16 protein-coding genes and 2 riboswitches are annotated in these 21,687 nt (G+C 67.0%); of the genes, 13 read left to right on the forward strand and 3 right to left on the reverse strand.

The genetic code is table 11. The features are described from left to right. Positions 1-255: 255 nt before the first annotated feature. The gene (locus tag A9973_RS10595; protein WP_175175082.1) at positions 256-531 is read right to left on the reverse strand and encodes a hypothetical protein; all 276 of its coding nucleotides are present in this window, start codon (positions 529-531) and stop codon (positions 256-258) included. A 101-nt stretch (positions 532-632) separates the two neighbouring features. Between A9973_RS10595 and apbC the strand changes: the two genes are divergently transcribed. From apbC to dcd, 4 genes are read left to right on the forward strand one after another with little or no spacing between them, the layout of a single operon-like run. Then, positions 633-1,721, forward strand: a complete 1,089-nt coding sequence (apbC, locus tag A9973_RS10600; protein ID WP_183013707.1) for an iron-sulfur cluster carrier protein ApbC — start codon at positions 633-635, stop codon at positions 1,719-1,721. A 3-nt stretch (positions 1,722-1,724) separates the two neighbouring features. Then, positions 1,725-3,623: an autotransporter assembly complex family protein gene (locus tag A9973_RS10605; RefSeq protein ID WP_183013708.1), complete on the forward strand. Its 1,899-nt coding sequence runs from the start codon at positions 1,725-1,727 to the stop codon at positions 3,621-3,623. Positions 3,624-3,679: 56 nt separating this feature from the next. Further along, positions 3,680-7,324 carry a translocation/assembly module TamB domain-containing protein gene (locus A9973_RS10610; protein ID WP_370539475.1) on the forward strand — a complete coding sequence of 1,215 codons (3,645 nt, stop codon included), beginning with the start codon at positions 3,680-3,682 and terminating at the stop codon, positions 7,322-7,324. Positions 7,325-7,367: 43 nt separating this feature from the next. Further along, positions 7,368-7,931 carry a dCTP deaminase gene (gene dcd / locus A9973_RS10615; RefSeq protein ID WP_006226186.1) on the forward strand — a complete coding sequence of 188 codons (564 nt, stop codon included), beginning with the start codon at positions 7,368-7,370 and terminating at the stop codon, positions 7,929-7,931. A 4-nt stretch (positions 7,932-7,935) separates the two neighbouring features. Here dcd and A9973_RS10620 read toward each other — a convergent pair whose 3' ends face one another. Further along, on the reverse strand, positions 7,936-8,787 hold the full coding sequence (locus A9973_RS10620; protein WP_183013710.1) for a GNAT family N-acetyltransferase: 852 nt from the start codon (positions 8,785-8,787) through the stop codon (positions 7,936-7,938). Positions 8,788-8,936: 149 nt separating this feature from the next. On the opposite strand from A9973_RS10620, the gene A9973_RS10625 reads away from it, so the two are divergent. Further along, positions 8,937-10,181 carry a GGDEF domain-containing protein gene (locus tag A9973_RS10625; RefSeq protein ID WP_183013711.1) on the forward strand — a complete coding sequence of 415 codons (1,245 nt, stop codon included), beginning with the start codon at positions 8,937-8,939 and terminating at the stop codon, positions 10,179-10,181. A 10-nt stretch (positions 10,182-10,191) separates the two neighbouring features. On the opposite strand, the gene A9973_RS10630 is transcribed toward A9973_RS10625, so the two are convergent. Continuing rightward, on the reverse strand, positions 10,192-10,710 hold the full coding sequence (locus A9973_RS10630) for a GNAT family N-acetyltransferase (RefSeq protein ID WP_183013712.1): 519 nt from the start codon (positions 10,708-10,710) through the stop codon (positions 10,192-10,194). Positions 10,711-10,823: 113 nt separating this feature from the next. Here A9973_RS10630 and A9973_RS10635 point away from each other — a divergent pair, with 113 nt between their 5' ends. The 8 genes from A9973_RS10635 to gcvP all read left to right on the forward strand — a co-directional run bounded on the left by A9973_RS10635 (position 10,824) and on the right by gcvP (position 21,627). Continuing rightward, positions 10,824-11,276, forward strand: coding sequence for a hypothetical protein (locus A9973_RS10635; RefSeq protein WP_183013713.1), 453 nt, complete (start codon positions 10,824-10,826; stop codon positions 11,274-11,276). A gap of 241 nt (positions 11,277-11,517) precedes the next feature. Next, positions 11,518-13,779: an arginine/lysine/ornithine decarboxylase gene (locus A9973_RS10640; protein WP_183013714.1), complete on the forward strand. Its 2,262-nt coding sequence runs from the start codon at positions 11,518-11,520 to the stop codon at positions 13,777-13,779. Positions 13,780-13,801: 22 nt separating this feature from the next. After that, complete coding sequence (locus tag A9973_RS10645; RefSeq protein WP_183013715.1) at positions 13,802-15,004, forward strand: NAD(P)/FAD-dependent oxidoreductase; 1,203 nt, start codon at positions 13,802-13,804, stop codon at positions 15,002-15,004. Positions 15,005-15,160: 156 nt separating this feature from the next. Further along, the gene (locus A9973_RS10650; RefSeq protein WP_183013716.1) at positions 15,161-15,775 is read left to right on the forward strand and encodes a superoxide dismutase; all 615 of its coding nucleotides are present in this window, start codon (positions 15,161-15,163) and stop codon (positions 15,773-15,775) included. Positions 15,776-15,806: 31 nt separating this feature from the next. Then, the gene (locus A9973_RS10655) at positions 15,807-16,700 is read left to right on the forward strand and encodes a ZIP family metal transporter (RefSeq protein WP_183013717.1); all 894 of its coding nucleotides are present in this window, start codon (positions 15,807-15,809) and stop codon (positions 16,698-16,700) included. Between the two features lie 59 nt (positions 16,701-16,759). Continuing rightward, a riboswitch (glycine riboswitch) is annotated at positions 16,760-16,859 on the forward strand. A gap of 34 nt (positions 16,860-16,893) precedes the next feature. Next, positions 16,894-17,016, forward strand: a riboswitch (glycine riboswitch). 90 nt (positions 17,017-17,106) lie between these two features. Continuing rightward, on the forward strand, positions 17,107-18,207 hold the full coding sequence (gene gcvT, locus A9973_RS10660) for a glycine cleavage system aminomethyltransferase GcvT (protein WP_183013718.1): 1,101 nt from the start codon (positions 17,107-17,109) through the stop codon (positions 18,205-18,207). Positions 18,208-18,306: 99 nt separating this feature from the next. Then, on the forward strand, positions 18,307-18,684 hold the full coding sequence (gene gcvH, locus A9973_RS10665) for a glycine cleavage system protein GcvH (protein WP_183013719.1): 378 nt from the start codon (positions 18,307-18,309) through the stop codon (positions 18,682-18,684). Between the two features lie 69 nt (positions 18,685-18,753). Then, positions 18,754-21,627: an aminomethyl-transferring glycine dehydrogenase gene (gcvP, locus tag A9973_RS10670; RefSeq protein WP_183013720.1), complete on the forward strand. Its 2,874-nt coding sequence runs from the start codon at positions 18,754-18,756 to the stop codon at positions 21,625-21,627. Positions 21,628-21,687: the final 60 nt, after the last annotated feature.

Genomic DNA, 21,687 nt, shown 5'->3' on the forward strand with positions numbered 1-21,687 from the left:
GGTTGTCAGTAGTTGAGGGGGAAAAGGGGATTAGCCGGCCATTTTAGGCCAATGGCGAACACTTGCCCGCAGCGGGCGGGCCGGCGCCCGAAAACGACGCAACCCGCCTATCGCAATGTTGCGACGGAGGCGGGTTGGAGGAGTGCGGCCGCGCGCTGGATGACAGCCGTCTGGGCAAAGGCACCCAGGCGGCATGCCGCAGGACGGCTGGCCTGCGCCGCAGGCGCGGCGCAAGCGCTTACGGAACAGCCGCCGTTAGCGGATTTCGCGGGCTTCGACGTCGATCACATCGCCGCGCGGCTGCGTGGCGAAGGGGGCGGTGGCGGACTGGAATGGACCCGGTCGGACGCCTTGGCGCTGGCTCCAATAGGCGCGAACGCCAAAAGGTTTGCCGCGCACCTTGGCGACCACGTACAGGATCGCCACGGCGATCGCCGTGGACAGCATGAAGACCAGCGCCATCGCCATGCCGATCAAGGCCAGGGCGGCGAATAGGACGGCACGGAAGAAGCGGATAAGTGTGTTGGTCATGAAGGTCGGATGCAAAACGCAGCGAAAGGTTCCCGTGTATCCGCTATCCTTTAGGGGATGGCGGCCCGCAGAAGCCGCGCTGCCTACGGAACCATAGTGACATGAGTATAACGATAGAACACATTCGCGCCGCTTTGCGCGCCGCGCACGACCCGAACACCGGATTGGACCTGGGCGTTTCTGTAAAAGATCGTGACATTCAATTGGCGGGCACCCGCGTCGCCCTGACGCTGGAACTGGGCTATCCGGCCGATAGCGTCCGCGATCAGGTCCGCGATATCGCCGTGGCGGCGCTGGCGGGAGCCGGCGCGCCGGACGCGCAGGTCACCGTTACCTGGAAAGTCGCCGCCCACGCCGTGCAGAAGGGCCTGAAGCCCCTGCCGAATGTGCGCAACATTATTGCAGTGGCCTCGGGCAAGGGCGGGGTGGGCAAAAGCACCACCGCCGTGAACCTGGCGCTGGCCCTGTCCGCCGAAGGCGCCAAGGTCGGCTTGCTGGACGCCGATATCTACGGCCCCAGCGTGCCGACGATGCTGGGTATTTCCGGCCGCCCCGAGAGCCTGGACAACAAAAGCATGGAGCCGCTGACGGGCCACGGCCTGCAAGCCAATTCCATCGGCTTCCTGATCGACGCCGATTCACCGGCAATCTGGCGTGGCCCCATGGTCACGCAGGCGCTTGAGCAACTGCTGCGCCAGACCAACTGGCGCGACCTGGATTACCTGATCGTCGACATGCCCCCGGGCACGGGCGACGTGGCCCTGACCCTGGCGCAGAAGGTGCCGGTGGTGGGCGCCGTCATCGTCACGACACCGCAGGACGTGGCGCTGCTGGACGCACGCAAGGGTTTGCGCATGTTCCAGAAGGTCGAAGTGCCGATCCTGGGCGTAGTCGAGAACATGGCCATCTATATCTGCTCACAATGCGGGCACGCCGAACACATCTTCGGCGAAGGCGGTGGCCAACGCATGGCCGAGCAATATCAGACGCCTTGGCTGGGCAGCCTGCCGTTGACGCTGGCGATCCGCGAGCAGACGGACGCCGGCACGCCGACCGTGGTGTCGGATGCGGGCAGCGAAGCGGCTTCGCTGTACCGGGGCATCGCGCGCAAACTGGCGGCGGGCGTCGCGGCGCTACCGCGCGACATGGCCGGAAGATTCCCGTCCATCGTCGTGCAGCAGCCGACCTGACGCATGCGGTGGGCAGCCCGAGCCTTCTTGGCTGGACTTTGCGTGATATCGGGCGAGGCGCTGGCCAAACGCCCGGAGATCATCGTGGACCCGGGCGGCGTGCCGCCGGCCGCGCTGCAGGCGATCACCGAGGCAGTGGGCGCGATCGCGCGGTTGGCCGAGGACCAGGACGGCGGTGAAATCAACCGGCTGCGCCGGCGTGCGCGCGACGCGACGCTGGCGGCCCTGGCTACCCAGGGCTATTTCGCACCCACAGTGACGCTTGAAGCCGGCACCGATATCGGCGGGGAAACCTGGGATATCGGCATCGTCTCCGGCAAGCGCACGACCGTGTCGGAAGTGGACCTGAAGTTCACCGGCCGCATCACCCGCCCTGAATTCGCGCAGCGCGTGCAGAAGCTGCGCGACGACTGGCAGTTGAAGGCGGGGCAGCCGTTCATCAACAGCGACTGGAACAAGGCCAAATCGAGCCTGTTGGACGCAGTCTCCACGCGCGACTTCATGCTGGCGCGCATGACGGCGTCGCAAGCCGACATCCAGGCGGACACGGCGTTGGCCGTGTTGCGCGTGACGATCGACAGCGGGCCGCAGGTCCGCATGGGCGAGCTGAATACCGAAGGCCTGAAGCGGGTGCCGGACAAGCTGGTGCAGCGCTACGTGCGCTATTCCGTGGGCTCGGCCTACGACCAGAACCGGCTGGACACCTGGCAGCAGGACTTGCAGTCCACGGCATTCTTCCGGGGCGCGTTCGTCTCGTTGGAGCAACCTGGGGGCGCGCCGCAACAACAGGCGCAGGACGCGAAGCCGGACCGGGCCCGCGCGCCGGGGTCGACCGATCTGGCCGCGGCCACGCCTGCGGGCGATCCTTCCGTCTCTGGCGCCGTGCCGCCGCCGCCCGCCGTCTACGACTCCGACGGCGAAGTGACGCTTCCAGTGCAGGTGCGCGTGGTGGAGGCGCCGCCCAAGCGTTTCACAGCTTCGCTGGGCGTGGACGACGAAGCGGGCGTGCGCGTGGAATCGCTGTACCGGCAGAACGTGGTGTTCGGCCAGCCGGTCACCATGGAAACGGGTTTCAGCGTGGACCGGTTGCGCCAACGCGCCTATGCCGACTTCCTGTTGCCGCCCACCGAGCGCGGCTACAAGGATTCCTTTGGCGTCCTGGCGGACCATTCCGATATCCAGGGCCTGGACGTCACGCGCTATGCGCTGGGCGCCACGCGCCTGCAAGAACGCAAGGGCGCGGGCGATAGCCGGGTGGAATACGAAACCCGCTGGGGCCTGCTGCTGGCGCAGGATCACGTGAAGATCGATGGCGGCGACGAATACACCCTGCCGACGCTGACCGCGACGGCCGAGTGGCTGCGCCGCGATGTGGACAACAAGTACGACCCGCGCGAAGGCAACCTGATCGCGGTGGGCGGCGGCGTGGGCGTCACGCTGGATACCGGCGAGCCCTACACACGTGCCCGGCTGCGCGCCCAGAAATGGTGGCCGATCGGCAAACTGGACGTATTGACGGTGCGTGGCGAAGTCGGCCGCGTGTGGTCCAGCAGCAAGGTGCAGGTGCCGGACGATTTCGGTTTTCGCACGGGCGGCGCGCGGTCGATCCGGGGCTACAAGTACCAGAGCATCGGCCTGCAGCGCGACAACGCCATCGTGGGCGCGCCCACGCTGGTCGTCGGCAGCGTCGAATACGACCACTATTTCAATGAGCGCTGGGGCATGGGCGTGTTCGTGGACGCCGGCGACGCCGCGGAATCGTTCGGCGACATGTCGATGGCCGTCGGCTATGGCGTGGGCGCCCGCGTGCGCACGCCGGCGGGCCCGCTGTTCCTGGACCTGGCCTACGGCCAGCGTGAACGCGACCTGCGCCTGCACTTTTCGTTGGGGATCGCGTTTTGACGGTGTTGCGCAAAATCCTGCGCCAGATCCTGGTTTGGTGGTTGCCCGGCCTGGCGATGCTGGCCTTGCTGGCCAGCGGATTCCTGTTCTGGCTGGTCGGGTCGCAGAACGGCACGCGCCTGCTGTTGACGACGGCCGCCCAGCAATTGGACGGGCAGGCGCTTGAGGTGAACGGCTCGCTGCTGCGCGGCGTGTCGGTGGGTACGCTGGACCTGGACGTGGGCGGTACCCGGATCGGCATCACCGACCTGCATCTGGACGTGCATTGGCGTGCGCTGGGCGACCGGCTGCTGCATGTGCGCGACGTGTCGGCGGGTTCGGTGCGCGTGGCGTTGGCCGCCTCGCCCGAGGCGCCGCCCGAAGACGACGACGGCACGCCGTTCACGCTGCCGTCGCTGCCGGTGGACATCGCCGTGGACCGCGTGGCGCTGGGCGACTTCCAGCTGGAGCAGGGCGGCCAACCGCTGCCCGTGACGCTGGGGGGCCTGAACGCCACCTTCGCGGCGGGCAAGCAGGGCGCGCAGTTGCGCATCGCCAGCTTGCGCGTGGGCCATGAGGTCGGGCAGGCCGACGTGTCGGGCCAGGCCGAGCTGCAGGGCATGGCCGATCCGTGGCCGTTCGCCGCGCGCCTGGACGTGACCGCGCGGGGAACGGGCCCGGATTCCCCGCTGTGCCAGGCGGACAAGCTGAGCGGCGTGTTCGACGCGCGTCCGGCCAACGTCAAACCCGACCCCAAAGCCAGGCCGGATCCCAAAGCCAAGTCGGATCCCAAAGCCAAGTCGGATCCCAAGGCCAAGGCCGGTCCGGACGCCAAGCCTGCCGAACTGGCCGGCCCGCCCGCGCCCGCTTGCCAAGTGGTGCTGCGCGCCGACGCCGCGGGGTCGATGGACGGCATCCAGGCCAAGCTGGACGGCGCCGGTTCTGGGCTGCTGCTGGACGTGGTCGCCGACTTGGCGCCGCGCACGGCCCTGGTGTTGCGCAGCGCCCGCGCGAATGCGCAATTGCCCGACAAATCAACGCTTTCGGCGCAGTTCGATCTGCAATCCGATTCCGTACAAGGCGCCGGCCGCGACCGCATCGTGGGCACCGTCAGCGCGCAGCGCCTGGATCTGGCGCCTTGGCTGGGCGACGCCATTCCGCCTGCCGTGCTGACCGTGCGCGGCGATGTACAGGCCGAAATCGAGAACCTGAGCCAGCTGCGGCATGCCGCCCTCGATCTGCGTTTCGAAGACGGCACGCGCTGGAACAAGCAGCCCCTGACGGGGGCATTGAAGGCGCAGGTGGACCTTGCCGCGCCGGACGCTTCGGCGCAGGACGCCGCGGCCCCTCCCGTCGACCCCGCGCTGGATCCGCTGGCAGGGCTGCGCATCCACGGTCTGGACGTGGACGTGAAGTTGGGCCGCAACCGGATTCAGGCCAAGGGCGAACTGGACGCCAGGGATGGCTCGCTGACCTTGGACGCCCAGGCGCCCCAATTGGACGCGTTCTGGCCCGGCATCCCGGGCGGCGCCGAACTGAAGGCCAAGCTGGCGGGCACGGTTGCCGCGCATCGCGGCGAGGTGAAGGCCGGCTACACGCCCGCCAAGGCGCGTCCCGGCGTGCTGGGGCAGGCGCCCGCCAAGGCCGATATCGTATTCACCGGCGCCTGGGGCAAGGGTGCCGCCGGCCAGCCCGATGCCGCGTTGCTGGGATGGCGCGGCGCGTTTTCCAAGCTGACGGCCGACACCGCGGGTTTCACCGTCACGGCGGACCGGCCGGTGACGCTGGCTTTTTTACCGTCCGCCGTGGCGCCGCAGTGGCAATGGCAGGTCGGCCAGACCGCCTTGAGCCTGACGCTGCCCGGCAAGGAACGCCTGACCCTGGCGCATCAGGGTTCGCGCGGCGGGGGCAAGCGTTGGGAAACGGCCGGGCAGGCCGACAACCTCGTCATCACGGCCGCCATGGCCCGGCAGGTGATCGGGGCCCTCGACCCCGAGGCGGCCTCGAAGCTGGGCAAGAGGCCCGGGCGGGTGAACGCGATGGTCCCGGAGGGACAGCGCCGCATCGCGCTGGACGTGCTGTGGGACTTGAAATTCGACGGCCGGCTGGCCGGCAAGGCCCGCATCGCCCGCCGCGACGGCGATTTGCTGATTCCTGGCGATCCGCCCATCCCGCTGGGCGTGAAGGCGCTGGTGCTGGACGTGACCGCCACGCCCACCTCGGCGAACGCCAGCCGGCTGGACGCCAAGATCAACCTGGCGACCGACAAGATGGGCACCGTCAACGGCGCCGGTTCCGCTGTGCTGGTCGTGGACGCCAAGGGCGGCATGGCGCTGGATGAACGCCAGCCCCTGCGCGCCAAGCTGGATGCCGATATCGCCGACCTGGCCTGGGTCAGCCTGTTCGTGGGCGATTCAATGGAGCTCGGCGGCACGGTCAAGGCCAACTTGGAAGCCCAGGGGACGCTGGCCGGGAAATGGTCCGCGACCGGCACGATCCGCGGCGACAAGCTGCGCGTGGTGCGCATCGACGATGGCGTGCGCTTGATCGACGGCACCTTGTCCGCCCGCCTGGACGGCGACCGCCTGGTGCTGGACAGCCTGCGGTTCCCGGCGTCGCTGCGGGTGATGCCCGCCGAATGGCGCACCAAGGAATGGATCACGACCAACCCCGAGGCCAAGGGCGGCTATGCCGAGGCGCGCGGGCAATGGAACATCCTGGACGGCGGGGGCGACATCAAGCTGACCCTGTACCGGTTCCCGGCACTGCAACGTTCGGACCGCTACGCCATGGTGTCCGGCGTCATCGATCTGAAGGCGGCCATGCCCCGGATCGAGATCGTGGGCGACCTGAAGGCGGATGCCGGTTGGTTCAGCCTGGAGATCCTGCAAGGCGTGCCCTCGCTGGACGACGACGTGAAGGTGGTCCGGGCGGGTCAGGATCCGGCGGCGGTGTCGACGCCGCTGCAGACCAGCATGAACCTGAAGTTCGACATGGGGCCGCGCTTCTATATCACCGGGATGGGCCTGGACGCCGGTTTGCTGGGATCGATCCAGATCCTGCTGAACGAAGGCCGCCTGTCCGGCGTGGGCCAGCTGCGCACGCGGGGCGGCGGCATCGAAGCCTATGGCCAGAAGCTGCGGCTCAGCCGCGGCACGCTGACGTTCCAGGGGCGCCTGGACAATCCGCTGCTGGACATCGAAGCCCTGCGCACGGGCGAACAGGTCGAGGCGGGCGTCAAGGTCGTGGGCACGGCGCAACGTCCCCGGATCGACCTGGTGTCGTACCCGGACGTCAGCGATGTGGAAAAGCTCTCCTGGCTGCTGCTGGGCCGGGGGCCGGACGAAAGCGGCAGCGACGCGGCCCTGCTGGTGTCGGTCGGCACGGCGCTGCTGGGGGGCGGGCAGCCGTTCTACAAGCAATTCGGGCTGGACGACGTCAGCGTGCGCACGGGCAATATCGGCAGCTCCGGCAGCATCCTGCCGGACCGCACCGTCGCGGGCGACGTCAACCGGGACAGCGACAGCCAGCTGGCGACTCAGTTCCTGGTGGCCAGCAAGTCGTTCGCCAACGGGATTACGCTGAGCGTCGAGCAGGCGCTGGCCGGCAGCGACACGGTCGGCCGGGCCAGTTACCGCCTGGCGCGAGGCCTGTCCGTTGACCTGAAGGGCGGTTCCGTCAACGGCATTGCGCTCGTATACCGGACCTTCTGGGGGAACTGAGTAAAATGGGCTCCGTTCATTCCCCTTTAGCACCACTGCCATCATGAGCATCAAAAGCGACCGCTGGATCCGCCGCCAGGCCGAAGCCGGCATGATCGAACCCTTTGAAGCGGGTCAGGTCCGCACGGCCAATGGCGGGCGGATCGTCAGTTACGGCACCAGCAGCTACGGCTACGACGTGCGCTGCGCCGACGAATTCAAGATCTTCACGAATATCAATTCCACCATCGTCGACCCGAAGAATTTCGACGAAGGCTCGTTCGTGGACTTCAAGGGCGATGTCTGCATCATCCCGCCGAACTCGTTCGCGCTGGCCCGCACGGTCGAGTACTTCCGCATCCCGCGCAGCGTCTTGACGATCTGCCTGGGCAAAAGCACCTATGCGCGCTGCGGCATCATCGTCAACGTGACGCCGCTGGAACCCGAATGGGAAGGCCACGTCACGCTGGAATTCTCGAACACCACGCCGTTGCCCGCCAAGATTTACGCCGGCGAAGGCTGCGCGCAGATGCTGTTCCTGGAAAGCGACGAAGTGTGCGAGACCTCGTACGCCGACCGCGGCGGCAAGTACCAGGGCCAGCGCGGCGTGACGCTGCCGCGCACCTGATCCGTCAGCCGCCCTGACCGGGCGCGGGGCGCAGGTAGTCGATATCCCATTCGCTTTCGCCGGTCTGCACGAAGCCGTGCCGGCGGTAGAAGCGGTTGGAATCGCTGCCGCGCAGCGCGCCTACCGATACCGGCAGCCCGCGGCTGTCGGCTTCCTGCAGGATCCGCCGCATGGCCTGGCCGCCCAGGCCTTGGCCTTGCGCGGACGGCGCCACGTACAGGTGGTCCAGCCGCAAGCCTTCGCCGTCCGGGCGCAGGGCATAGAACCCCACCGTTTGTCCGTCATGCTCGATCGCCCAGGTGTGTTCGGGCCGGAAGGTGCTGCGCAGCCGCGCCCGCGCCCGGTCCGGGTCGAAGCGGCCCAGCCGGGTGAGGCTGTCGCGCATGGCGTCGATCCGCAGGCTTGCCAGCGCGTCGAAATCCGATTCCGACACCGGCCGGTACTGCGCCGCCCCGTCAGACAGTTCGTCATAGCCCCGGCCCAGGAATTGCAGGATGCAGATGCCGTGGCCGTAGGGGTCGCTCAGGTGCGCGATGCGGCCCCAGGCGTGCGAGGCGGCCGGGTCCTCCAGCCGGGCACCGGCCGCGACGGCCTGCAGGACGGCAAGGTCCGCATCGTCCACCACCACGTCCAGATGCACCGGCGTCCAGTGCCGCGCGTAGTCGCGCGTCTGGCGCGCCGCGCTTGCCGCCGCCGTGCCGGCGGGCTTCTCCAGCAGGTAGATGGGCGCGTTGGCGCCCTGCATTTCCGCCGCCTTCGGACCCAGGCGCCGATGCAGGGTCAATCCAAATGCGCGCCGATAGAAATCGATGGCGTGTTCAAGGTCGGGGACGTCGATATTGACCAGGATCTGCATAGGGTTTTCCGTTGAAGGGGGCGGGGAAACCATATCACGGGCAAGCCGCGGCGCACGCTAAAGAAACCCGCTGGCGAAGCCGTAAAAAGGATATATGTGTTTGCCGATTTGGCGACGTCATCTCTGCAAGCTGAGCAAGGCCCCGACCCGTGCGTTACCCCCATATTCCCTGGCTGCCCCTGTTGTTCTATCCCGCGCTGCCAGTGGCGGCCGCGGTCGGCTTGATGCTGTGGCGCGATTGGCCGCCGGCGCTGACGTTGATCTTGCCGTTCGTGCCGTGGGTGATGGCGTTGATCGGTGCTGCGATCTGCCTGATGTACCAGCGGTCGCAAACCCTGGCGCTGATGCTTTGCGTGCTGGCGGCCACCGCCGTCTGGCCGACGCTGGCCCGCGAGGCGCCATGGGCGCTGGGGCCCGCGCTGGCCTGGTGGTCGGTCGCCTATACGATCAATGCGCTGTGGTCGGAGCGGTCGAGCATGCTGCTGGACATGGCCGCGCGCATCGGGCTGATGGCCGTGGGCGTGGCCGCGATCGCTCTGGTCGGCAAGGAAGGTCTGGCCGACGTCTTCGGCACACTGGCGCTGCAGGGCAAGCTGGCGCGCCTGGGCGTGCCGGTCGAGGCGCTGGTGGCGCTGCTGTTGACGGGCCTGACGCTGACGTTGCTGCTGTTGCGCTACGGGCGGCCGCAGCAGGCCGGGCAATGGTTGGGTTTCGTCTGCATGGCGTGGGCCTTGCCGCGGGGCGCGCATCATCCCGTTGAGCTGGCCCTGATGTCGGCCGCGGCGCTCACGGCGCTGTGCATTTCGCTGGCGCATGAAGGCTTCCACATGGCGTTCCGCGACGAGCTGACCGGCTTGCCGGGCCGGCGCGCGCTGAACGAGCGCCTGCAGCGCATGGGCCGCGTCTACACGCTGGCCATGGCCGACGTGGACCATTTCAAGATCTTCAACGATACGCACGGCCACGACGTGGGCGACCAGGTGCTGCGTATGGTCGCGTCGCAATTGCGCCGCGTGCCGGGCGGCGGCCAGGCGTACCGGTACGGGGGCGAGGAGTTCACGCTGGTGTTCCCCGGCAAGACCGCGGCCGAAAGCATGCCGCATCTGGAAACCGTCAGGCGCGCCATCGAGGCCTATCAGATGCGCTTGCGCGACAAGCCGGCGCGCCCCAAGGCGGACCAGGTCGGCCAGCGCCGGCGCGGTACGCGGGGCGGGCGCGGCGCGCGTCCATTGCGGGTGACGGTCAGCATCGGCGTGGCCGAGCGCGGCGAGGCCCTGCGGGCGCCGGACGCGGTGATCAAGGCGGCGGACCAGGCGCTGTACAAGGCCAAGGATGGCGGGCGCAACCAGGTGTGCGCCTACGGGGCCAGGCGCAAGGCCGGGGCCGGGGCTTGAGCCCGCGGCGCTACCGGTCCGGCAGCGCCAGCGCCATCAGGGTTTCGTCGTAGAGTTCACCGTTCACGCACAGCGCTTCGCGCTCCCTGCCGTATTCGACAAAGCCCAGGCTGGCGTACAACGCCGACGCGGCCGTGTTGTTGGCGGTCACGCTCAATTGCACCTGACGGATGCCGCGCATGGTCCGGGCATGCGCGATCGCCGCATGCATCAGCAGCCGGCCCATGCCGCGCCCGCGCTGAGCGGGGGCGACGTACATGCTCCAGATGTGCGCCTTGTGGCGCATCTTCAGTTTGTGCTGCCGGCCCACGCCGACCATGCCGGCAAGCAACTCGTCCGCGAACACGCCGAACATCGCGCCATCGTCCAGCGGCGTGATCCAGCCCCGGATGTCTTCCGGTGTCAGCGTGTGTTCCTCTTCGTAACTTGATCCGAACGATTCAGGGGTTTCCACCAGGGCATCCAGGCGCAATCGGCGCAGGGACGGGGCATCCGGGGCAGTCAGACGTCTGACAAGCGAAGAGGGCATGGCTGGCAAGTGTTGGGAATACGGAACGGTCGGGCGGAGTTTGGGCAGTATAGGCGGGCCGCCTGCCTATAATGGATGCATTGCCGCTTGCGGTTTTCACAAAGGAGCCACTGATGTTCGGTTTCCTCCAGATAAACCAGGACGCCAAGCGCGACGAAGTGCAGGAAGAGTTCGTCGCCCGTGTGGCGGATGCCGCGCAAGATTTTGTACAAGCCGCCCGTTCCACGGGCGCACTGCTGGACTACTCCCTGTCCAGCGTCCATGCGCTGGATGACGCGCTCGAGGCCGCCCACGTCGGGACCTTGCCTCTTACTCCCATGCAGACTGTCGGCGCCGCCGCCTACCTCTACGAGATCGGGCGCCGGGCGCATGGCGGCCTCTACGAGGTCTGCGACGACGAAGACCCGGTGGTGCTGGTTTGCGGCGACCCCGGGTCCGAAGTCTGTTTTGGCGCCATTGCCAAGGTCGAACGGCGCATCCGCTACGGCGCCTCCGAGGCGATCCCCGCCTACTTCGAGTTGTTCACGGCCGCCTTGCAGACGGGCGAAGCCCACACCATCCGCTAGGATTGCTCCCCGTCCCCGCCGTTGTCCCTGTGCTGAAAGCGCCCGCTTTTGGCGCGATGACAACGGCTGTTCGGGCCTTCTGGGGATTTCCCTTAGGACTGTAAGAAAAACAGCCCTACAATTCCGCCATTCCCGCCCCCCCGGCGGGTGGTCGCGCCGTCTGTCATCAGGCGGATTTTTACTAGAAGTACACTCGCGCCGCGATAAGCGTCCGATCCCGCCTTGCCCCAGGAGCGCCTGCATGAAATTCCGCTTCCCCATCTTCATCATCGACGAGGACTACCGTTCCGAGAACGCGTCCGGTTTGGGTATCCGTGCCTTATCTGAAGCGATCGAGGCCGAGGGCGTCGAGGTGATCGGGGTGACCAGTTATGGCGACCTGAGTTCGTTTGCGCAGCAGCAAAGCCGCGCCAGCGCCTTCATCCTGTCGATCGACGATGAAGAGTTCGACGTGGATTCGCCCGAGGACGTCGCCAGCGCGATCAAGAATCTGCGGATGTTCATCGGCGAACTGCGCTTCCGCAACGCCGACATCCCCATCTACCTGTATGGCGAGACGCGCACGTCGGAACACATTCCGAACGACATCCTGCGCGAACTGCACGGCTTCATCCACATGTTCGAGGACACCCCCGAATTCGTGGCGCGCCACATCATCCGCGAAGCGCGCAGCTACGTGGATTCGCTGCCGCCGCCGTTCTTCCGCGAACTGGTCAAGTACGCGCAGGACGGTTCGTATTCATGGCACTGCCCGGGCCACTCGGGCGGCGTGGCGTTTCTGAAGAGCCCCGTGGGACGCATGTTCCACCAGTTCTTCGGCGAGAACATGCTGCGCGCCGACGTCTGCAACGCCGTGGACGAACTGGGCCAGTTGCTGGACCACACCGGCCCCATCGCCGAGTCCGAACTGAACGCCGCGCGCATCTTCCATGCGGACCATTGCTTCTTCGTCACCAACGGCACCTCGACCTCGAACAAGGTCGTCTGGCACGCCAACGTCGCCGCGGGCGATGTGGTGGTGGTGGACCGCAATTGCCACAAGTCGATCCTGCACGCCATCACGATGACGGGCGCGATCCCGGTGTTCCTGCGCCCCACGCGCAACCACCTGGGGATCATCGGCCCGATCCCGCTGGAAGAATTCCACCCGGACAACATCCGCAAGAAGATCGAAGCCAACCCCTTCGCGCGCGAAGCGGTGAACAAGAACCCGCGCATCCTGACCTTGACGCAAAGCACTTATGACGGCGTCATCTACAACGTGGAAATGATCAAGGAGCAGCTCGGCAGCTATGTCGATACGCTGCACTTCGATGAAGCCTGGCTGCCGCACGCCTCGTTCCACGAGTTCTACCAGGACATGCATGCCATCGGCCAGGACCGCCCGCGCAGTCAGGATGCCATGGTGTTCGCCACGCACTCCACGCACAAGCTGCTGGCCGGCATCTCGCAGGCCTCGCAGATCATCGTGCAGGAATCCGAGACCCGCAAACTCGACCGCAACGTCTTCAACGAGGCGTACCTGATGCACACGTCGACCTCGCCGCAGTACGCGATCATCGCGTCGTGCGACGTGGCCGCCGCCATGATGGAGCCGCCTGGAGGCACCGCGCTGGTCGAGGAGAGCATCCGCGAAGCGCTGGATTTCCGCCGCGCCATGCGCAAGGTGGAATCCGAGTTCGGCAAGAACGACTGGTGGTTCAAGGTCTGGGGCCCGAACCGCCTGGTGTCCGAAGGCATCGGCAACCGCGACGAATGGATCCTGGAAGCCAACGACCATTGGCACGGCTTCGGCGAAATGGCCGAAGGCTTCAACATGCTGGACCCGATCAAGGCCACGGTCATCACCCCGGGCCTGGACATGTCGGGCAGCTTCGGCGAAACGGGCATCCCCGCCGCCCTGGTCTCGAAGTACCTGACCGAGCACGGCGTCGTGGTCGAGAAGACGGGCCTGTACTCGTTCTTCATCTTGTTCACCATCGGCATCACCAAGGGCCGCTGGAACACGCTGTTGACCGCCTTGCAGCAGTTCAAGGACGACTACGACCGCAACCAGCCGCTGTGGCGCATCCTGCCGGACTTCTGCAAGGTCCATCGCCGCTACGAGCGCATGGGCCTGCGCGATCTCTGCCAGGAGATCCACGAAGCCTACCGTGCCCGCGACGTCGCCCGCCTGACCACCGAGATGTACCTGAGCGACATGGTGCCGGCGCTGAAACCGTCGGACGCCTTTGCCCGCATGGCGCACCGCGAAGTCGAACGCGTCGACATCGACAAGCTGGAAGGCCGCGTGACCGGCGTGCTGCTGACGCCGTATCCCCCGGGCATTCCGCTGTTGATCCCGGGCGAACGCTTCAACCGCACGATCGTGCAGTACCTGCAATTCGCCCGCGAGTTCAACGAGCGCTTCCCCGGCTTCGAGACCTACATCCACGGCCTGGCCGACGAATTGGGTCCGGATGGCGAAAAGCGCTACTACGTCGATTGCCTGATCGAAGAGTAAGACCCGCGGGTCTGGAGTCCTGATGTTTGATGTAGCCGTACTCGGCGCCGGCGCCGCTGGCATGATGTGTGCAGCGGTGGCCGGCCAGCGCGGCTTGCGCGTGGTGCTGGTCGACCATGCGGAACGCCTGGCGGAGAAGATCCGCATTTCAGGCGGCGGCCGCTGCAATTTCACCAACATCGGCGCCGGACCCGCCAATTTCCTGTCGGACAATCCGCACTTCTGCCGCTCGGCGCTGTCGGCCTACACGCCGCAGGATTTCCTGGCGCTCTTGAAGCGCCACCATATCGCCTGGCACGAGAAGCATCGCGGCCAGCTGTTCTGCGACGATTCCAGCGAATCCATCATCGACATGCTGCGCGCCGAGTGCGACGCCGGCAACGTGCAATGGCGCATGGGCTGTTCCGTGTCCGAGATCGGCCACGGCGACGCGGGTTTCGAGCTGCGCACCGCCCAGGGCGTGATCCGGGCGGCCAAGCTGGTCGTGGCGACCGGCGGCATGGCCATCCCGCAGCTGGGCGCCACCGACTTCGGCTTGAAGATCGCGCGGCAGTTCGGCCTGAAAGTGGTCGAGCCCCGGCCCGCGCTGGTGCCGCTGACCTTCGACCCCGCGCAATGGCAGGCGCTGTCCGAGCTGTCGGGCGTGGCGCTGGAAGTCGGCCTGCACACGGGGCAGGGCAAGGCCCGCGGCGAATTCCTGGAAGACCTGCTGTTCACCCATCGGGGCCTGTCGGGCCCGGCGATCCTGCAGATCTCCAGCTACTGGAAACCCGGCGAACCCATCGTGATCGACCTGGCGCCGGGCCGCGACCTGGCCGATGAACTGCTGGCCTCCAAGTCCGGCAACCGGCAGCAGCTGCATACGGTGCTGGCGGGGTTGTGGCCCAAGCGGCTGGCCGACCGCTGGCTGCATCTGGCCGAGCAGGGCGGAAAGCCCGGGCTGGCCGCGTTGCGCCTGGCCGATGCGCCGGACAAGACGCTGCGCGCGCTGGCGCAGGACATCCATCAATGGTCGCTGGTGCCCAGCGGCACCGCCGGCTACAAGAAGGCCGAAGTCATGCGCGGCGGCGTGGACACGCGCGGGCTGGACCAGAAGTCCATGCAGGCCAAGACCACGCCGGGCCTGTATTTCATCGGCGAAGCGGTGGACGTCACGGGTTGGCTGGGCGGCTACAACTTCCAATGGGCCTGGGCATCGGGCGTGGCCTGCGGCAAAGCGCTGTAGGGCAGGGGCGATAGGGTAGGCGTTCGGCGCATAGCCGGGCGCTATGGCTCGAATTGCAACAATACCATTGTGATATTAAATAAAAATACATATCATTTATGTTTTCGATATTGACTTGCGCCTTCCATCTGGAAGGCGGGTCCACCGGAGACATGCATGGCCTACACCCTTCCGACCCTGCCGTACGCCTATGACGCCCTGGAACCTCACATCGACGCGATGACGATGGAGATCCACTACAGCAAGCATCATCAAACCTATGTCACCAGCCTGAACGCGGCGCTGGACGGGGCCGGCATCAGCACCGACGAGCCCGTCGAAGCGCTGGTGGCCCGCCTGGACCAGTTGCCCGAGGCCGTCCGCGGCGCGGTGCGCAACCACGGCGGCGGCCACGCCAACCACAGCCTGTTCTGGTCGGTCATGTCGCCTGAAGGCGGCGGCGAGCCCGACGGCGCGCTGGCGGCGGCCATCGAATCGGAACTGGGCGGCCTGGCTGCTTTCCGCGACGCCTTCACCAAGGCCGCGCTGACCCGCTTCGGCAGCGGCTGGGCCTGGCTGTCCGTGACCCCGGCCGGCAAGCTGGTGGTCGAAAGCAGCGCCAACCAGGACAGTCCGCTGATGCAGGGCAACACCCCGATCCTGGGCCTGGACGTCTGGGAGCACGCCTACTACCTGAAGTACCAGAACCGCCGCCCGGAATACATCGGCGCCTTCTACAATGTCGTGAACTGGCCCGAAGTGGCTCGCCGCTATGCGGCCGCGAAGGGCTGAGGCCATCTCTCTCGAGGAGGGTAGCGGCCCTATGAACACCTTCAGCCGTCATCGCGTGCGGCCCGCGGCCACCAGCATCAGCGTGTGGACGCTTGCCGTCATGGTGTCCTGCCTGGCGCTGCATCAGCTTTGGGCATACCTGGACGTGCGTGCGCCGCATGTGGCCGACGCGCTGTTGGGCGGCCTGGTGGCGGCCGCCGCTACCGCGCTGGGCGCGCTGCCCATCCTGTTCGCCCGCACCATCCCGCAGAAGGTCCAGGACAGCATGTTCGGCTTCGGTGCCGGAGTGATGCTGGCGGCCAGCGCGTTTTCGCTGGTGGCGCCGGGCATCCAGGCGGCCGAGTCCCAGGGCATGGGCCCGTGGGGCGCCGGCCTGACGGTGGGCGCCGCCATCCTGCTGGGCGCGGCGGTCCTGCTCGTGATGGACCGCACCCTGCCGCACGAGCATTTCATCAAGGGGCGCGAAGGCATCGAAGCCCACCGCCTGCGCCGCACCTGGCTGTTCGTGTTCGCCATCACCCTGCACAACCTGCCCGAAGGCCTGGCCATCGGCGTGGGCTATGCGGGCAGCGACCCGGTGCGCGGCACGGCGCTGGCGACCGGCATCGCCATCCAGGACATCCCGGAAGGGCTGGTGGTGGCCGTGGCGCTGCTGGCGGCCGGTTACAAGCAATCGTTCGCCGTGGCGCTGGGCATGTTGTCCGGGCTGGTCGAACCGCTGGGCGCCGTGCTGGGCGCGGCCATCGTGGGGTTTTCGGCGGCCATGCTGCCGTGGGGCCTGGGCTTTGCTGCGGGGGCCATGCTGTTTGTCATCAGCCATGAAATCATTCCCGAATCGCACCGCAAAGGGCACGAGGTCTACGCCACCTGCGGGCTGATGCTGGGCTTTGTTTTGATGATGCTGCTGGATACCGCGCTGGGGTAGCGCGCTTGATTTTTCGGTTTTCGGCGCACGGCTTTCGTTGTATGCTTTCGCCGCTGTCATGCATGTTTGCGGGAGAGAGCGGCTGTTTCCACGAATCAGCCGCCGCCGAAGGCGCAATTCGCCCAGAATCGCTCAGGTAACCGATACCGCACATGCTTGCCCCGTCCCGGTTTTTCACTGTGTGGATGCGGCAAAACAGTACTCTGGAGAGACCTGGCGCCGGCCCCGAACAAGGGACATATCGAGCAGCCCAGGCGCCGAAGGTGCAAACCCGCTACGCGGGGCAACTCTCAGGCAAAAGGACAGAGGGGCGGAAGATTCAGCCGTAGCCGTGCGAGCGCAATCGCTTGTCACGACCGGCATTCCGTAACCCTGGCAGATCTCTGCCGTCCCGGAGTTTCCGCGCATGTCCGCAACCCTCAAACGCACCCCGCTGGCCGAAGAACATATCGCCTCCGGCGCCCGAATGGTCGATTTCGGCGGATGGGACATGCCCTTGGCTTACGGCTCGCAACTGGAAGAGCACCACGCGGTGCGCCAGGACGCCGGCATGTTCGACGTGTCGCACATGCTGAACGCCGACGTCGCCGGCCCCGATTCTTTCGCCTTCCTGCAGCGCCTGGTCGCCAATGACGTGGCCAAGCTGACGGTGCCCGGCAAGGCGCTGTACACCTGCATGCTGAACCCGCAAGGCGGCGTCATTGACGACCTGATCGTCTACTTCTTCGCCGCCGACGAATGGCGCGTGGTGGTCAACGCCGGCACGGCCGACAAAGACATGGCCTGGATGCAGCGCGTGAAGCAGGCCGGCAATTTCGACGTGACGATCACCCCGCGCCGCGATCTGGCGATGGTGGCCGTTCAGGGCCCCAACGCCCGCGCCAAGGTCTGGGCGGCCCGCCCGGCATGGCAAGCCGCCACCGAACCGCTGACCCCCTTCGTCGCGGCCATCGTGGGCGACGACACGCTGGTGGCCCGCACCGGCTATACCGGCGAAGACGGCTTTGAAATCGTCCTGCCCGCGACCGAAGTCGTGCAATTGTGGCGCGACCTGGTCGCCCAGGGCGTGTGCCCGGCAGGCCTGGGCGCGCGCGACACGCTGCGCCTGGAAGCCGGCATGAACCTGTACGGCCAGGACATGGACGAACTGACCCACCCGGATCAGGCCGGCCTGACCTGGACCGTGTCCCTGAAGAACGCCGAACGCCGCTTCATCGGCCGCGACGCGCTGGAGCAGTTCGCCACGCCCGCGACTTTCATCGGCCTGAAGCTGCAAGAGCGCGGCGTGATGCGCGCCCACATGGCCGTGCGCACGCCGGCCGGCACGGGCGAGCTCACCAGCGGCACCATGTCGCCCACGCTGGGCGTGTCGATCGGCTTTGCCCGCCTGCCGCAAGGCGTGCGTCCGGGCGACTCGGTCGAGGTCGACATCCGCGGCAAATGGGTGCCCGCCCTGGTCTGCAAACTGCCGTTTGTCCGTAACGGCAAAGCCGTCGAACACTCGTAAACTCGAAGCTTCGCGCGAGCGCCGGCCCGGTCTGGGCAAGCGCCGCCCGCGCGAGGCGCGCAACACCATTCATCTACCCGCATTCCCTCAGGAGTTCCCATGAGTCTGCCCACCGATCGCAAGTACACCCAGTCCCATGAATGGGTCAAAGCCGAAGGCGACGTGTTCGTCGTCGGCATCACCGACACCGCCCAGGATCAATTGGGCGATCTGGTTTTCGTTGGCGACGTGAAGGTCGGCGCCAAGCTGAACGCAGGCGAAACCGCTGGCGTGGTCGAGTCGGTCAAGGCCGCGTCCGATATCTATGCGCCCGTGACCGGCGAAATCGTCGCCTTCAACGAAGAGCTGGAAAACAACCCCAACCTGATCAACGAATCGGCCTTCACCGCCTGGATCTTCAAGATCAAGCCGGTCAACGCCGCCGATGCCGACAAGCTGCTGGACGCTGCCGGCTACGAAGCCGTCGCCAACGGCTAAAGCCGGTTCGAGGCGGGCGCGGCCCCTGCGCCGCGCCCGCCCTGACGCACCACCACCCCGAGATTCCCCATGTCGCGCGCCCTAGACACCCATACCGACTTCATTCCCCGCCACATCGGCCCTTCCGACGCCGACCAGGCCGCCATGCTGAACGTGATCGGCAGCCCCAGCCTGGATGCCCTGATCGAAGAAGTCGTGCCTTCGAAGATCCGCAGCCAGGCCCCGCTGGCGCTGCCGCCCTCGCGCAGCGAAACCGACGTGCTGGCCGAACTGAAGCAGATCGCGGGCCGCAACAAGGTCTACCGCAACTACATCGGCCAGGGTTACTACGGCACGCAGACGCCTAACGTCGTGCTGCGCAATATTCTTGAGAACCCCGCCTGGTACACGGCGTACACGCCTTACCAGCCGGAAATCTCGCAGGGCCGTCTTGAAGCCCTGCTGAACTACCAGACCATGGTCGCCGACCTGACCGGGCTGGACATCTCCAACGCCTCGCTGCTGGACGAAAGCACAGCCGCCGCCGAAGCCATGACGCTGGCCCGCCGCGGCGCCAAGTCGCAGAGCCCGGTGTTCTTCATCTCTCGCCATGTGCATCCGCAGACCATCGAAGTCGTGCGTACGCGCGCCGAGGGCCTGGGACTGGAAATCGCCGTGGGCGATGAAGCCGAAGGCCTGCCCGAGTGCTTTGGCGTGCTGCTGCAATACCCGCACAGCACGGGTTCCGTCGCCGACTACCGCAAGCTGGCCGAGACCGCCCACGCGCAAGGCGCCGTGGTGGCGTGCGCGACCGACCTGCTGGCGCTGGCCGTGCTGGCCGCGCCGGGCGAGTGGGGCGCGGACATCGCCATCGGATCGGCACAGCGTTTCGGCGTGCCGTTCGGTTTCGGCGGCCCGCACGCCGGCTTCATGGCCTGCAAGGACGGCTTCAAGCGCAACATGGCCGGCCGCCTGGTCGGCGTGTCCAAGGACTCGCAAGGCAATCCGGCGATGCGCCTGGCGCTGCAAACGCGCGAACAGCACATCCGCCGTGAAAAGGCCACGTCCAACATCTGCACCGCGCAAGTGCTGCTGGCCGTGATGGCCGGCATGTACGCCGTGTGGCACGGCCCGGCCGGCATCCGCCGCATCGCCCAGCGCGTGCAGCGCAGCACGGCCATCCTGCGCGGCGAGCTCATGAAGCTGGGCGTGAAGGTCGTCAACGACACGTTCTTCGATACGCTGCTGCTGGAAACCGGCCCCGCGACGCCCGCCATCCTGACGGCCGCCGAGTGCGAACACATCAACCTGCGCCGTGTCGACGGCGCCCGCCTGGCGGTGTCGCTGGACGAAACCGTCACGCCCGCCGACCTGCAAGCGCTGGTCAACGTGTTCGCCGCCGGCCTGGAGCGCGATGACGTCGAACTGGATATCGACGCCCTGGACGCCGCCGCCGCAAGCGGCATCCCGGCCTCGGTCGCCCGTGAAAGCGCCATCCTGACGCACCCGGTCTTCTCCAGCGTGCAATCCGAAACCGACATGCTGCGCTACCTGCGCCGCCTGGCCGACAAGGACCTGGCCCTGGACCGCACGATGATCCCGCTGGGTTCGTGCACCATGAAGCTGAACGCCACCGCCGAGATGATCCCGATCACCTGGCCCGAGTTCGCGCTGATCCACCCCTTCGCGCCCGCGTCGCAAAGCCAGGGCTACAACGAGCTGATCGACCGCCTGTCGGCCGCGCTGTGCGAAATCACCGGCTACGACAACATCAGCCTGCAGCCCAACTCGGGCGCACAAGGCGAATACGCCGGCCTGCTGGCGATCCGCGGCTATCACCAAGCCAATGGCCAGCACCAGCGCAACGTCTGCCTGATCCCGTCGTCCGCGCACGGCACCAACCCCGCCTCGGCGCAGTTGGCCGGCATGGACGTGGTGGTGGTGGCGTCCGATTCCAACGGCAACGTCGACTTGACCGACCTGCGCGCCAAGATCGAACAGGTCGGCGACAAGCTGGCCGCGCTGATGATCACGTATCCGTCCACGCATGGCGTGTTCGAAGAGGCCGTGACCGAAATCTGCGACCTGGTCCACCAGGCGGGCGGCCAGGTCTACCTGGACGGCGCCAACATGAACGCGATGGTCGGCGTGGCCCAGCCAGGCAAGTTCGGTTCGGACGTGTCCCACCTGAACCTGCACAAGACGTTCTGCATCCCGCACGGCGGCGGCGGCCCCGGCGTGGGTCCCGTGGCGGTGCGCGCCCACTTGGCGCCGTATCTGCCGGGCGTGGTGAACGAGCAAGGCAAGCTGCCCGGCCACGCGAAGGTCGGCCCGGTCTCGGCCGCGCCGTTCGGTTCCGCCGGCATCCTGCCGATCCCGTTCGTGTACATCTCGCTGATGGGCGCCGACGGACTGCGCCGCGCGACCGAAGTCGCCATCCTGAACGCCAACTACATCGCCACCCGCCTGCGCGACCACTACCCGGTCCTGTACGCGGGCCGCAACGGCCGCGTGGCGCATGAGTGCATCCTGGACGTGCGTCCGTTGAAGGAAGTCAGCGGCATCAGCGCCGAAGACATCGCCAAGCGCCTGATGGACTACGGTTTCCACGCGCCGACGATGAGCTTCCCGGTTGCCGGCACGCTGATGGTCGAACCGACGGAATCCGAAGGCGTGGCCGAGCTGGACCGCTTCATCGACGCGATGATCTCGATCCGCGAGGAAATCGCCCAGGTCGAGCGCGGCGAACGCGACCGCGAAGACAACGTCCTGAAGAACGCGCCGCATACCGCGCAGATGCTGCTGGCCGAAGAATGGCTGCACGACTACCCGCGCCAGCAGGCCGCCTACCCGGTGGCGTCGCTGCGCGAGGCCAAGTACTGGCCGCCGGTGGGCCGGGTGGACAACGCCTACGGCGACCGCAACCTGGTGTGCGCCTGCCTGCCGATCGAAGCCTACGCCTGATGGCGTGACACGACGGGCCCGGCGCAAGCCGGGCAGGGATCCGAACCGATCCGTCCGGCA

The organism is Achromobacter sp. UMC46 (genome assembly GCF_014170335.1).
Lineage (GTDB): Bacteria > Pseudomonadota > Gammaproteobacteria > Burkholderiales > Burkholderiaceae_B > Achromobacter.